This is a genomic window from Hyphomicrobium sp. (assembly GCF_036833075.1).
Classification (GTDB): Bacteria; Pseudomonadota; Alphaproteobacteria; order Rhizobiales; family Hyphomicrobiaceae; genus Hyphomicrobium_C.
Window position 1 is genome coordinate 14,249 of the sequence record NZ_DAITQL010000018.1, and the last position, 12,044, is coordinate 26,292.

General features: G+C 66.7%; 11 protein-coding genes. 9 read left to right on the forward strand and 2 right to left on the reverse strand.

Translation table 11 applies throughout. The features are described from left to right. The first annotated feature begins 563 nt into the window (after window positions 1–563). The 3 genes from V7082_RS07600 (at window position 564) to V7082_RS07610 (ending at window position 2,124) form a co-directional block, all read left to right on the forward strand. Complete coding sequence (locus tag V7082_RS07600; RefSeq protein ID WP_334147320.1) at window positions 564–971, forward strand: NADH:ubiquinone oxidoreductase subunit NDUFA12; 408 nt, start codon at window positions 564–566, stop codon at window positions 969–971. A 103-nt stretch (window positions 972–1,074) separates the two neighbouring features. Continuing rightward, window positions 1,075–1,605, forward strand: coding sequence for a DUF2155 domain-containing protein (locus V7082_RS07605; RefSeq protein ID WP_334147321.1), 531 nt, complete (start codon window positions 1,075–1,077; stop codon window positions 1,603–1,605). A 258-nt stretch (window positions 1,606–1,863) separates the two neighbouring features. Further along, window positions 1,864–2,124 carry a hypothetical protein gene (locus V7082_RS07610; RefSeq protein ID WP_334147323.1) on the forward strand — a complete coding sequence of 87 codons (261 nt, stop codon included), beginning with the start codon at window positions 1,864–1,866 and terminating at the stop codon, window positions 2,122–2,124. 84 nt (window positions 2,125–2,208) lie between these two features. On the opposite strand, the gene hemB is transcribed toward V7082_RS07610, so the two are convergent. Both hemB and V7082_RS07620 read right to left on the reverse strand, forming a co-directional pair. After that, window positions 2,209–3,246 (reverse strand): porphobilinogen synthase, encoded by a 1,038-nt coding sequence (gene hemB / locus V7082_RS07615; protein WP_334147325.1) that lies wholly within the window; start codon window positions 3,244–3,246, stop codon window positions 2,209–2,211. A 103-nt stretch (window positions 3,247–3,349) separates the two neighbouring features. Then, window positions 3,350–4,663, reverse strand: coding sequence for an extensin-like domain-containing protein (locus V7082_RS07620; protein ID WP_334147327.1), 1,314 nt, complete (start codon window positions 4,661–4,663; stop codon window positions 3,350–3,352). Between the two features lie 243 nt (window positions 4,664–4,906). Here V7082_RS07620 and V7082_RS07625 point away from each other — a divergent pair, with 243 nt between their 5' ends. From V7082_RS07625 to nrdR, 6 genes are all read left to right on the forward strand, one after another. Beyond that, window positions 4,907–6,007 (forward strand): enoyl-CoA hydratase/isomerase family protein, encoded by a 1,101-nt coding sequence (locus V7082_RS07625; RefSeq protein ID WP_334147329.1) that lies wholly within the window; start codon window positions 4,907–4,909, stop codon window positions 6,005–6,007. A gap of 189 nt (window positions 6,008–6,196) precedes the next feature. Further along, window positions 6,197–6,709, forward strand: a complete 513-nt coding sequence (ldtR, locus tag V7082_RS07630; RefSeq protein ID WP_334147331.1) for a transcriptional regulator LdtR — start codon at window positions 6,197–6,199, stop codon at window positions 6,707–6,709. 274 nt (window positions 6,710–6,983) lie between these two features. Continuing rightward, the gene (locus tag V7082_RS07635; RefSeq protein ID WP_334147332.1) at window positions 6,984–8,270 is read left to right on the forward strand and encodes a L,D-transpeptidase family protein; all 1,287 of its coding nucleotides are present in this window, start codon (window positions 6,984–6,986) and stop codon (window positions 8,268–8,270) included. A gap of 236 nt (window positions 8,271–8,506) precedes the next feature. Further along, window positions 8,507–9,742 (forward strand): 5-aminolevulinate synthase, encoded by a 1,236-nt coding sequence (gene hemA, locus V7082_RS07640; RefSeq protein WP_334147333.1) that lies wholly within the window; start codon window positions 8,507–8,509, stop codon window positions 9,740–9,742. A 240-nt stretch (window positions 9,743–9,982) separates the two neighbouring features. Beyond that, window positions 9,983–11,266: a serine hydroxymethyltransferase gene (gene glyA, locus V7082_RS07645; RefSeq protein ID WP_334147335.1), complete on the forward strand. Its 1,284-nt coding sequence runs from the start codon at window positions 9,983–9,985 to the stop codon at window positions 11,264–11,266. Window positions 11,267–11,467: 201 nt separating this feature from the next. Beyond that, entirely contained in the window at window positions 11,468–11,959 is a 492-nt protein-coding gene (gene nrdR / locus V7082_RS07650; protein ID WP_334147337.1) for a transcriptional regulator NrdR, read from the forward strand. Window positions 11,960–12,044 lie beyond the last annotated feature (85 nt).

Below are 12,044 nucleotides of genomic sequence, written 5' to 3' on the forward strand. Positions count from 1 at the left end.
TGAGTGGAACGTTATGCCGATTCGAGGCTGGAAGAAACGGGCCGAGCTAGATTTTGTGCGTCGTAACAGCAACCGCAGCTAAATCTAGTGGGTGTTGGTGAGCTGGGGATTGCCCGGCTGGAAGGCCCGCAGATCGGGGCTTTGCGGCCGATGCCCTTTGAGCCGGGGATGTGCAAAAGCCCGAAAAGCGGGCGGCACCCGCGGCCGACAGACGATAATGCGATTCCGGGACGGCGGGTATTGAGGCTGGTGTTGTAATTTGGCAGCAGGGAGGTCGGGTAGCGGGCAACAGGCAGGGGAGAGCAGCAGGCAACGGGCAGTAGGCAGTAGGCAGTAGGCAGTAGGCAGTAGGCAATGCGTAGTGGCGGCAGGCAGCGGGCAACAGGCAACAGGCAGGGTGAGGCAGAGGCTGTGGGTAGGGGTGGAGGAGGCAGTAGGCGGGGGTAAGCCGGGGCAGGGGTGAGGGGTGTGGGGCAGAGCCGGGTGTGGGAGAATGCGCACTGGCGCTTCGGCGGGGGACGCGTTAATCGGAAAAAAGAAAAGCGGTGCGGAGGCGAGCGGGTATGGGGATTTTCAGCGAGATCTTCAGTTGGTGGGGTGGCAATACCTGGGGCACGCGGCTCACCATCGCGCGGCAGGGCCGCTTCGTCGGCAAGGACTCGTTCGGCAACAGCTACTATGAGCAGATCAAAGGCGTCGGCCGCGAGGGGCCGCTCGGCCGGCCTCGCCGCTGGGTGACCTACACGGATCTCGCCGATCCCTCGAAAGTGCCGCCCGAGTGGCACGGATGGCTGCATTACACCGTCGATACGCCCCCGACCGAAGAAAAATACACGGCGAAGCCGTGGCAGAAGCCGCACCGGCCCAACATGACGGGAACGCCGGCAGCCTACCGTCCGGCGGGGTCGATCCTCGGCGCCGGCCAGCGTCCCAGGGCGACGGGTGACTATAAGCCCTGGCAGCCGGAATAGACGCCGGCCCGCACGCGTCCGTCTTGGCCGTGCCATCGTTGAGGCGCAGATGGGCGCTCGCAAGGGGCCTCCACGGCCCATCCCGACAGGAACGCGCGCGCGCATGAGCGGCCAAAGGTCAGATCCGGTGACGATTGCGACGAGGACCTTGGCGCTGGCGGCGCCTCTGCTTCTTCTCGCGCCCGTTGCCGAAGCGGATGCGCGTTACGACAACCGCGTCGCCGTGTTCTCGGCGCTCGACAAGGTGACAGCGACCATCAAGACGCTCGAGGTGCCGATCAACGAGACGGTGCAGTTCGGCGCGCTCAAGGTGACGCCGCGCGCCTGCTATTCGCGCCCGCCGACGGAGCAGCCGAAGACCACGTCGTTCGTCGAGGTAGACGAGGTCGGACTCGACGGGAGCCAGAAGCGCATCTTCACAGGGTGGATGTTCGCGGAGAGCCCGGGGCTCAACGCGGTCGAGCATCCGGTGTTCGACGTCTGGCTGACCGATTGCCAGAAACCGCGCAACGCGGTCGCCCAGCAGCAGCCGTCCGTGAGGCCCGACGACGGCGAGGCCGGGTCCGACGGGCAGGATTTCGAGCCGCCGGCGGACGCGCCGCTCGACATGCAGCGCCGGCGCGTGCGGCGCTGAGGCCGAGGCGGTAGCCTCGGGCCGTCACACGCCGTCATCTGTGTCGGCATGGACTCACACCGCCGGCGAAGTGCCCCAGCCGGGAGCGGATCCGGCGATTTTCCGCTATCGCGAATCCCGCTTCTCCCGCATTCTTTCATCAGTACATCGCAAGGCGCGCGCGTCCTGGCCGTTTGTTCCTCGTGGAACCGACGGCGACGCAAGGGTTTCTCAGGATGCGCCATTCGCCTTCGTCAGCCGAGATGATCGGAGACTCCGATGAACGATCCACGCTCCATCGCCTACGATGCGACATTCATGATCCTCTATATCGGCCTCAGCGCCGCCATGGCGGTGCTGTCGGTCATGCTGCTTGCTCTGTTCGTGCTCGAGATCGAGTTCGGTCCGCTGCAGGTCGGCGCCGCTCTGGCCAATCTCGTGGGCTGGACCGTGCTGCCGCTTGCGCCGCGTCTCTATCGCCGGCTCGTAGGGCAGCCGTTCTCCTGGCGCACCAACAACGCCCTCGGCGGCGAGCTCTGACGCTGGTCTGAGGCCCGCGTCCCGTCGCGGCCGCTTCGCAGTGGTAATGGAGCGAGGAGTGCCGGCAGCTTCGACCGGCGCCAGTCAGGTGATGAGCTTGGCCGCGTGCGGGGCGAAATAGGTGAAGACGCCCGCAGCCCCGGCCCGCTTGAACGCCAGCAGGCTCTCGACGATGGCCTTGTCCGCATCGAGCCAGCCTCTCTCGGCGGCAGCCATGATCATCGCGTACTCGCCCGACACCTGATAGGCGAACGTCGGCACCTTGTAGGCGTCCGACACGCGGCGCACGATATCGAGATAGGGCAGGCCGGGCTTCACCATCACCATGTCGGCACCCTCGGCGAGATCGAGCGCCACCTCGCGCAACGCTTCGTCGCCGTTGGCCGGGTCCATCTGGTAGGAGCGCTTGTCGCCCTTGAGGAGGCCGCCCGAGCCCACCGCATCGCGGAACGGCCCATAGAAGGCGCTGGCGTATTTCGCAGCGTAGGACATGATCTGCGTGCCGGCGTGCCCGTTCTCCTCGAGCGCGCGGCGGATGGCGCCGATGCGCCCGTCCATCATGTCGGACGGCGCCAGGATGTCGGCCCCGGCCTCCGCCTGAACCAGCGACTGGCGCACGAGCGCGTCGACCGTGGCGTCGTTGGCGATCTCGCCGTCGATCAGGAGGCCGTCGTGGCCGTGGCTCGTGTAGGGATCGAGTGCCACATCGAGGATGACGCCGATGTCGATCCCGGCCTCCTTGACGGCGCGCGTGGCGCGGCAGACCAGGTTGTCGGGGTTCAATGCTTCGCCGCCGTCGTCGCTGCGTAGCTTGGGGTCGGTGTTCGGAAAGAGGGCGATCGCCGGGATGCCGAGCTGCTCGGCCGCCCGCGCCGCCTCGACGACGAGATCGATGCTGCGGCGCTCGACGCCGGGCATGGAGGCGACGGCCTCGTGCTCTCCCTTCCCCTCGATGACGAACAGCGGCCAGATGAGGTCGTCGACCGCGAGCCCGGTTTCGGCGACCAGCCGGCGCGACCAGGGCGCGCGGCGGTTGCGCCGCAGACGGACGGCCGGATAGCTGCCGGCGGATGGCGAAGGTGCGGTCGGAAGGGAGGTGGAGGAAGGCGTGCGCAGGATCACGGGGGGTCTCAGCCTTGGCAAATAAGGGTCGCGGACGGTCGCCCGGCGTGATGGAACCATCCCGCCACCGGGCGCCCGATGCAACTCCTTCAGCCGGGCAGGGTCAATCGCAGATCTTCTTGTATTTCCGCTCGGCCATATCGACGTGCAGGTGGTTGCGATGGGCCTCGTTCGCCTCCGGGCCGAGGGTGGTGCCGAAAATCTGGCAGCCCGACCCGTGGATCTCCCGCAGGAAGCGCGCTTTGGGCGTTTTTGGGGGCGGCGGCGTGATCCCGTCCGTTGCGGCTCCGGGGAGAGCGGCGACGGTCTCGTCGTGGCGGGTCTTTTTCAGACCGGCGTCCTTGTTCAGGCTCGCGTCCTTGCGCTTCTTGGCCTCGTTCCCCGTCTTGCCGGCGTCTGCCGCGCCGGGGCGCAGGCGCGCCCTGGATTCGTCCTCCGTCACCGAGGCGGGGAGGGTGAGATTGTCTTTTTTCGGAGGGAGACCCTCGGTGAGCGTCTTGCGCGGCAGCTTGCTGCCGGTCGGCTCCGACTTCTCCGTGGCGTCGGCCGCCTCTCGGCGTGCGGCACTTTCCGTCCCCGCCGCGGCGCGGGCGTCGGCCGCCTTGGTCGCTGCCGCTTTTGCGGCCGCGATCTCTTTGGCGATATCGCGCCTGTTGCGACCCCAATCGGTCAGCACGACGGCCTGCTGGCCCTTGCGGGTGGTGAAGCCGCGAATGTCGAGCGCGTTGGCCTTGCCGTGCTCGGAGAGCTTGTTGCCGATGCGGCCGTAGGCCATGCGGCAGGAATAATCGCTCATCGATTCGATGCGGATCACCTCGGAGCCGAGGTGCTTTTTCGCGGCAGGCTGAACCTCGTCCTTCACCCATCGGGTGAGGCCGACGATGAGGTCGCAGGAGACGACGGGCGGCGGCGAGAACGAGACCTCGGGGTTCTTGCCGATGGAAATCAGGCGCATGGGCGCCATGGCCCCGCAATCACCCTTCCGGAACGGCGGCTCAGGGATCGCCACGGCGTCGACCCCCTTGAGCAGTTGCGTGCAGCGCGCTTTCGCCAGCTCGACCTCCACGGCCGGCCATTCGGCCACCGATCCCGCGGGCTTTGCGGCTTCGACGGTTCCGGTTTTCGGATCGCTGTCGCCGGCGTTGCCCGCTGCCTTGGCCGGCTCGGCGGGTGCGGCTTTTTCGTTCGCGGCCGCGTCGGCCTTCGGCTTCGACTTGCCGGTGGCGAGTGCGTCCTTTGCGGCCGACTTGGCCTTCGACGCGGCCTTGGTGGTATCGATGACGATGGTCTCGAATGCGCCGATCACCGCGCCCGTCAGCGACTGGTCCGCCGCATGCGCCACGGAACTCTCCGCCCCGACGAAGGCCAAGGCGACGGCGGCGCACGTGCGTGCCAGAGGGGTGGTCGTGAGGCTCATCCTGATCCCTGGACTCTCTGATCCATGGTGTCCTGCTCTTCCACGGTCTCGGAGGGGCTGACGGTCCGGCCGGATGTTCGTTGCCGCTACGGGGCGCGGCGCGCCCGGCGGGGCGAATCAGACAGGCAGTTTCATCCCGTCACGAGAGATTGTATAGCCGCCAAATGTGGCCCCAAAAGGCGCCTGTCCCCACTCCTCACATTGGTGGCGCGGCGACGAATTTCCACCCCATCGGAGAGACGCATGACCGAGACGGCCGACGAGACGCTGAAAGTCGAGATGCAGGGGACGCTCGCGCTCGTCACGCTCAACCGACCGAAGGCGCTCAACGCGCTCACGCAGCACATGCGCGCCGCGCTCGCCCGATGCCTGTGGTCCGCCGCGCGTGATCCCCAGGTCTATGCCGTCGCTCTCCAGTCGGAGAGCCCGCGTGCGTTCTCCGCGGGCTCCGACGTGCGCGAGGTGATCGGGCTCGTGCGGACAGGGCTTGCCGCAGGCGCGAAGGCGTTCGCCGACGAATACGCACTCAACTGGCAGTGCGAGTGCTTCTCCAAGCCGACGGTGCCGCTGATCAACGGCATGGTCATGGGTGGTGGCGTCGGCATTACGCAGTTCGGCACGCACCGCGTGGCGGGGGAAGGCTACGCCTTCGCGATGCCCGAGACGCTGATCGGGCTCTTTCCCGACGTCGGCATCTGCCATGTGCTCGCGCGGCTTCCGGACCACGTGGGCATGTACCTCGGGCTCACCGGGCGTCGCATCGGCCGCGCCGAGGCTTATGCGCTGGGGCTCGTCACGCACTGCATCGATTCGACGGACTTCGGTGCGATCAAGGCAGCGCTCGCGGACACCTGGCCCGTCGATACGGTGCTCGACGAGCGGCATCGGGAGCCGGAGGCGGGCGAGCTCGCGCCCTATCGCGAAGCGATCGACCGCTGCTTCTCGGCCGTGCGCGTCGAGGACATCGTGGCGCGGCTCGAGGCGCTCGAGGGGGAGCATCGAGACTGGGCGCAGCGCGTCGCCGCCGATCTCAAGCGGTGCTCCCCGCTCTCGCTCAAGATCACGCACCGGCACATCCGCGAGGCGCAGGCTCTCGATCTCAGGCAGACGCTGCAGGTCGACTACCGGCTCGCGGTTCGCATCCTCGAAGGCGACGGCGCGGGAGGCGGCGACTTCTACGAGGGCGTGCGGGCCGCGCTCATCGACAAGGACGGCGCGCCGCGCTGGGCGCCTCAGCGTCTCGAGGACGTCTCGGATGCTATGCTGGACGCTTATTTCGCGCCGCTCGGCGCCGGCGAGCTGGTGTTGCCGACGCGCGAGGAGATGCAGGCGGCGCGGGCGTGAGGGTGGGCGCCGCCGACGCTCCGGGCGATGGCTGCCGCTTCCGGCTCGCCGCGCCTCTGTACGAGGCGGGGACTGTGATTTACCCGCGGTTTACCGAACAGATTGAGCTAATTTTTATGTGTCTCCCGTAGTCTGACGACAGAACCGAAAAATCGGTCGCGTCAAACAGGTTGTCGAGTGAGGCAGGGTATGAGTACCGCTATCAAAGCGGCGCGCGATCGCGCGCCCGAAAACCAGGATCCCCATCTCCGTTCGGAGTACGTCCAGAGCCTTCATCTGATCGAGCGTCTGCACCGGCTGCTGCTCGATGTGGTCAAGGACGAGTTCGACCGTACCGGCAGCTCGGACCTCAACGCCGTGCAGGCGCTCTTGCTTTATAACATGGGCGACAACGAGCTGACGGCGGGCGAGCTCAAGAGCCGCGGGCTCTACATGGGCTCGAACGTCTCCTACAATCTCAAAAAGCTCGTCGAGATGGGCTACGTCGATTACGAGCGTAGCGAGACCGACAAGCGCAGCGTGCGCGTCTCGCTCTCGGCCAAGGGCCGGCAGGCCGCGGAGGTCGTGCAGCGCCTCTACCAGCGCCAGCTCGGCTCGGTCGAGGCCGTGGCGCAGGTGACGGGCGAGGAGCTCAAGGGGCTCAACAAGGCGCTGGCGCGCCTCGAGCGCTTCTGGACGGACCAGATCCGCTATCGTCTCTGAGAGACACGGAGAGGTTCAACGAACAAGGGGCGCGTGCATCGCGCCCCTTTTTTGCGCCGCGACAGACGAATCAGCCCCGCTGGATCGGCTGCCCGCGGCCTCTGCCGATGCCTTGTGGCGGGCCGGCACCACCTCCGCGTCCGGCCGCCGGCGAGGGCTTTTTGTCAAAGCTGGAACATGCCATGCTTCCCGGGTCATGGCTCTGCGGGCGTTGCTCTGGGTTTGCGGGATGGGCACGCGAGCGGAGATCAACGCGATCCGGCGGGGGAACTCCATGGGGGCTTCGTTCATCACCGGCCGTCGCAGGCTGTGCCGGAAGCTCGGCGCGGCGGCGGCCGTGCTCGTGCTGTCTCACAGTGCAGCGTGCGCCTTGGACGACCTCTGGACCCTGCAGTTCGGCCCCACGGGTCGTGGTGCCGGCGACGCGACGACGGAGCGCGAGCAGCTCAAGGCGTTCGAGCGCAATCCGCCACCGGGCTTCCCCACGCTCTCCTCGGCCAATATCGCCGCGACCAAGGCGGCGATCGCGCGCTATGAGGACATCGTTGCCGCCGGCGGCTGGAAATCGGTGCCGTCCGCGCGCGTGAAGCCGGGCGAGGATCACTTCGCGATCGTCGAGCTTCGCGACCGCCTCATCGTCTCGGGCGAGCTGCCGGCGAGCGCGGCGGGCGGGACGACGCTCGACGGCACGCTGGTCGAGGCGCTCAAGGCTTATCAGACCACCAACGGTTTGACGCCGAACGGCAGGCTCGACGAGACGACCGTCGCAGCGCTCAACGTGACGGCCGAGGACCGGCTGAAGCAGCTCAAGACCAACCTCAGGCGGCTGACGGAGATGGCCGCCGTGGTGAAGCCGCAGCGCAAGTACGTGATCGTCAATATTCCCGCCGCCCAGGTCGAGGCGGTGGCCCTCAACAAGGTGATCTCGCGCCATACGGGGGTCGTCGGCAAGGTCGACCGGCCGACGCCGCTGCTCCGCTCGACGATCACGGAGATGAACTTCAACCCCGTCTGGCGGCTGCCGCCGACGGTCATCCAGAAGGACCTCATCCCCCAAGGCCGCGAGATGCAGGCCAAGGGCGAGAACGTGCTGGTCAAGACCGGCATCGAGGCTTACAGCGACGGCAGGAAGGTCGATCCGGAGAAGGTCGACTGGAATTCGTCCACGGTGAAGTCCTACTCATACCGGCAGCCGCCCGGAAAAGACAATCCGCTCGGCTTCGTGAAGATCAACTTCGCCTCAGGCGAGTCCGTCTACATGCACGACAGCCCGTCCGAGGGGCTGTTCGGGCGCAATTTCCGAGCCGCCAGCTCGGGGTGCATCCGCGTGCACAACATCGAGCGGCTGGCCTACTGGCTCTTGGGGCAGAACGACGGCTGGACTCCGGAGAAGGTCGAGAAAATGAAGGCCACCGGTGAGCGCAAGGACGTGCGACTCGCGACGCCCGTGCCTCTGCATTTCGTCTACATCACAGCCTGGGCGACCGAGGACGGTACCATCCAGTTCCGCCGGGACCTCTACAATCGCGACGGCGTGGCGGAGATCGCGACCTCGTACTGAGGTGGCGTGCCCACCGGATTGACTTAGGTCAATACGCGCAGGATCCCGTGCTGCAATATCGCAAAGACTGGACTCCCGTTGGGATGACGTTCAGGTTCGCTCCGGTAACAGGGTGGGCCGCCGCGACATAACACCCGTTGCACTGTAATACTGTTCGATAGATGCTGGCGTTATGGGGCCTCTGCCGCTAGAACCAGCGGCAAATCAAAAAGACCGAAGCTCGAGGAAACACGTCGATGGTTGACTACGCGCGGCAGTTGAAAGCCTCCTTGGATGCAATCCGCCAGGAGGGCCGTTACCGCGTTTTCGCCGACGTGAAGCGCCATCGCGGAGCATTCCCGGCCGCCGTCCACGTCACACCGGCAGGAACCAAGCCGATCGTCGTCTGGTGCTCGAACGACTACCTCGGCATGGGGCAGCATCCCAAGGTCGTCGCGGCCATGCACGAGGCGATCGACAGCGTGGGTGCGGGCTCGGGCGGGACGCGCAACATCTCCGGGACGACGCACTACCATGTCGAGCTCGAGCGCGAGCTTGCGGGCCTCCACGACAAGGAGCAGGCGCTGCTCTTCACATCGGCCTTCGTCGCCAACGAGGCGGCGCTCTCGACGCTCGCGAAGCTGTTTCCCGGCTGCATCATCTTCTCGGATGAGAAGAACCATGCCTCGATGATCGAGGGCATCCGGCACGGCGGCTCCGAGAAGCGCATCTTCCGTCACAACGATATCGCCGATCTCGAGGCCAAGCTGAAGCAGGTGCCGCTCGATACGCCGAAGATCATCGCCTTCGAGAGCGTGTACTCGATGGACGGCCATATCGCTCCTATCGGAACGATCTGCGACCTTGCCGAGAAGTACGGCGCGCTGACCTATCTCGACGAGGTGCACGCGGTCGGCATGTACGGTCCGCACGGCGGCGGCATCGCCGAGCGCGACGGCGTGATGGGGCGCGTCGACGTGATCAACGGCACGCTGGCCAAGGGCTTCGGCGTCATGGGCGGTTACATCGCCGGCACGCGCGACCTCTGCGATGCGATCCGCTCGTTTGCGCCGGGGTTCATCTTCACGACGTCGCTGGCGCCCGCGATCGCGGCCGGCGCGTTGGCCAGCATCCGCCATCTCAGGGGCAGCTCGCTCGAGCGGGCGCGCCACCAGGAACGGGTGCGCGCCCTCAAGACGCGCCTCGTGAACGCCGGGCTGCCGGTGTTCCCGAACCAGAGCCACATCGTGCCGGTCCTGATCGGCGATCCGGTCCACTGCAAAGAAGTGACCGACCGCCTGCTCGATCGGCATGGCATCTACGTGCAGCCCATCAACTACCCGACCGTGCCGCGGGGTACGGAGCGCATCCGGCTGACGCCGGGGCCGTATCACACGGACGCGCAGATGGACGCCTTGACGGTGGCGCTGAGCGAGCTTTGGGCTGCCTGCCCGGCCGCCGTCCGCCGCACCGGCAAGCTTGCTGCCGAATAGCAGCCGTCCCGCCGTTCCTCCTACCCATATATTGCGGCGCACACCCACCCAGATGGGTGCGACGCGGCCTTCCCTGTTGCTGCTCTCTGGCGCATGGTAAGTGGCGTGCGAAAGCAGGGACCCTGAGCCGCAGCCTTTTCCAGAAGGGATTTGCGCGCGCCGCAGCCTCTTCTTTCGCCGATACGCCTCCATCTGTTCTTTTCCCATTCATTTCCACAAAGCCGACGCAGAGGAAACGTCATGTCAAAGAGCCCGACCGCCCGCTTTTTCAAAACGCCGCTCGCTGAGACGGATTCGGAGGTCGCGTCGGCGATCGACAAGGAGCTTGGCCGCCAGCAGTACGAGATCGAGCTCATCGCCTCCGAGAACATCGTTTCGCGCGCAGTGCTCGATGCGGCCGGCAGCGTGCTCACCAACAAGTATGCCGAGGGCTATCCGGGCAAGCGCTACTACGGCGGCTGCCAGTACGTGGACATCGTCGAGACCCTCGCCATCGACCGCGCCAAGAAGATCTTCGGCTGCGGCTTCGCCAACGTGCAGCCGAACTCGGGCTCGCAGGCCAACCAGGGCGTGTTCAACGCGCTTGCCAAGCCGGGCGATACCATCCTCGGCCTCAATCTCGCTCACGGCGGCCACCTCACGCACGGCGCGACGGTGAACCAGTCCGGCAAGTGGTTCCGCGCGGTGCACTACCAGGTCGAGCCCGACACGCATCGCGTCGACATGAACAAGGTGCGCGAGATCGCAAAGGCCGAGAAGCCGCGCATCATCATTGCCGGCGGCTCCGCCTATCCGCGCCAGTTCGATTTTGCGGCGTTCCGCTCGATTGCCGATGAGGTCGGCGCGCACCTGATGGTCGACATGGCCCACTTCGCCGGCCTCGTCGCCGCCGGCGAGCATCCCTCGCCGTTCCCGCACGCGCACGTGGTCACCACGACCACGCACAAGACGCTGCGCGGCCCGCGCGGCGGCATGATCCTCACCAACGACGAGGACATCGCCAAGAAGGTCAACTCGGCGATCTTCCCGGGCATCCAGGGCGGCCCGCTGATGCATGTCATCGCCGGCAAGGCGGTGGCGTTCGGCGAGATCCTGACGCCGGAGTTCAAGCAGTATGCCAAGCAGGTCATCACCAACGCCAAGGCCATGGGCCAGGTGCTGGTGGATGCCGGCTTCGCGCTGGTCTCGGGCGGCACGGATACGCACCTCATCCTGGTCGACCTGCGTCCGAAGAAGCTCACGGGCAACATCTCGGAGAAGTCGCTCGGGCGTGCGCACATCACCTGCAACAAGAACGGCGTCCCGTTCGATCCGGAGAAGCCGATGGTCACGTCCGGCATTCGTCTCGGCGCGCCGGCCGGCACCACGCGCGGCTTCGGGGAAGCTGAGTTCCGCGACATCGGCCGCATGATCGCCGAGGTTCTGGAAGGGCTTGCCAAGAACGGGGAAGCGGGCAACGGCGCGGTCGAGGAGAAGGTCAAGGCCGAAGCGACCGAGCTCTGCAAGCGCTTCCCGATCTACTGAGGCCGGCCCCAGGCGGCGACGGCTGCGGTTGCGGCCCTGGATGGGCCCGGAGCCCGGCCGTTGCAGGACCCCCGCGTCGCTGGGCGCGACGGGCGCCGATGGGGAGAGGCGGCGGCCGGTCGTTTCATCGGCCGGCAACATGCACTAGAAGAAGGCGCCGGAGCGCTTCGCCCCGGCGCTTTTTCGTTTGGAGACGATCAGATGCGCTGCCCCTACTGTTCCTGCGAGGAGACGCAGGTGAAGGACAGCCGCCCCACCGAGGAGAACGCGGCCATCCGCCGGCGCAGGGTCTGTCCTGACTGCGGCGGGCGCTTCACGACATTCGAGCGCGTGCAGCTCCGCGAGCTCGTCGTCGTCAAGCGGAGCGGGCGCAAGGTGCCGTTCGATCGCGACAAGCTGCAGAAGTCGGTCGAGGTGGCGCTGCGCAAGCGTCCGATCGAGACCGAGCGCGTGGACCGCATGGTGTCCGGTATCGTGCGCCAGCTCGAGAGCTCGGGAGAGACCGAGGTGCCGTCCTCCACCATCGGCGCCTATGTAATGGAAGGTCTGCGCGCGCTCGATCCGGTGGCCTACGTGCGCTTCGCCTCCGTCTACCGCGATTTCCGTGAAGCGGCAGATTTCCAGGAGGTGCTCGGCGAGATCGCGGGCGACGACGGGATGGGCGACGTGCTCAGCGCGGCAAAGAAGCTTTGAGTGGGGCAGCAGGCAGCCGGCAAAGCGGGCAGGGAGCTGCGGCGTGCGGACGCGAGGAGGTCCTTCGCCTCGGTCTGTGAGGGGG

Coding starts and splice junctions, on each gene's coding strand:
- V7082_RS07610 (WP_334147323.1), top strand. CDS start 1,864: ATGAACGATCCACGCTCCATCGCCTACGATGCGACATTCATGATCCTC.
- ldtR (WP_334147331.1), top strand. CDS start 6,197: ATGAGTACCGCTATCAAAGCGGCGCGCGATCGCGCGCCCGAAAACCAG.
- V7082_RS07620 (WP_334147327.1), bottom strand. CDS start 4,663: ATGAGCCTCACGACCACCCCTCTGGCACGCACGTGCGCCGCCGTCGCC.
- glyA (WP_334147335.1), top strand. CDS start 9,983: ATGTCAAAGAGCCCGACCGCCCGCTTTTTCAAAACGCCGCTCGCTGAG.
- nrdR (WP_334147337.1), top strand. CDS start 11,468: ATGCGCTGCCCCTACTGTTCCTGCGAGGAGACGCAGGTGAAGGACAGC.
- V7082_RS07605 (WP_334147321.1), top strand. CDS start 1,075: ATGAGCGGCCAAAGGTCAGATCCGGTGACGATTGCGACGAGGACCTTG.
- hemA (WP_334147333.1), top strand. CDS start 8,507: ATGGTTGACTACGCGCGGCAGTTGAAAGCCTCCTTGGATGCAATCCGC.
- V7082_RS07600 (WP_334147320.1), top strand. CDS start 564: ATGGGGATTTTCAGCGAGATCTTCAGTTGGTGGGGTGGCAATACCTGG.
- V7082_RS07635 (WP_334147332.1), top strand. CDS start 6,984: ATGGGGGCTTCGTTCATCACCGGCCGTCGCAGGCTGTGCCGGAAGCTC.
- V7082_RS07625 (WP_334147329.1), top strand. CDS start 4,907: ATGACCGAGACGGCCGACGAGACGCTGAAAGTCGAGATGCAGGGGACG.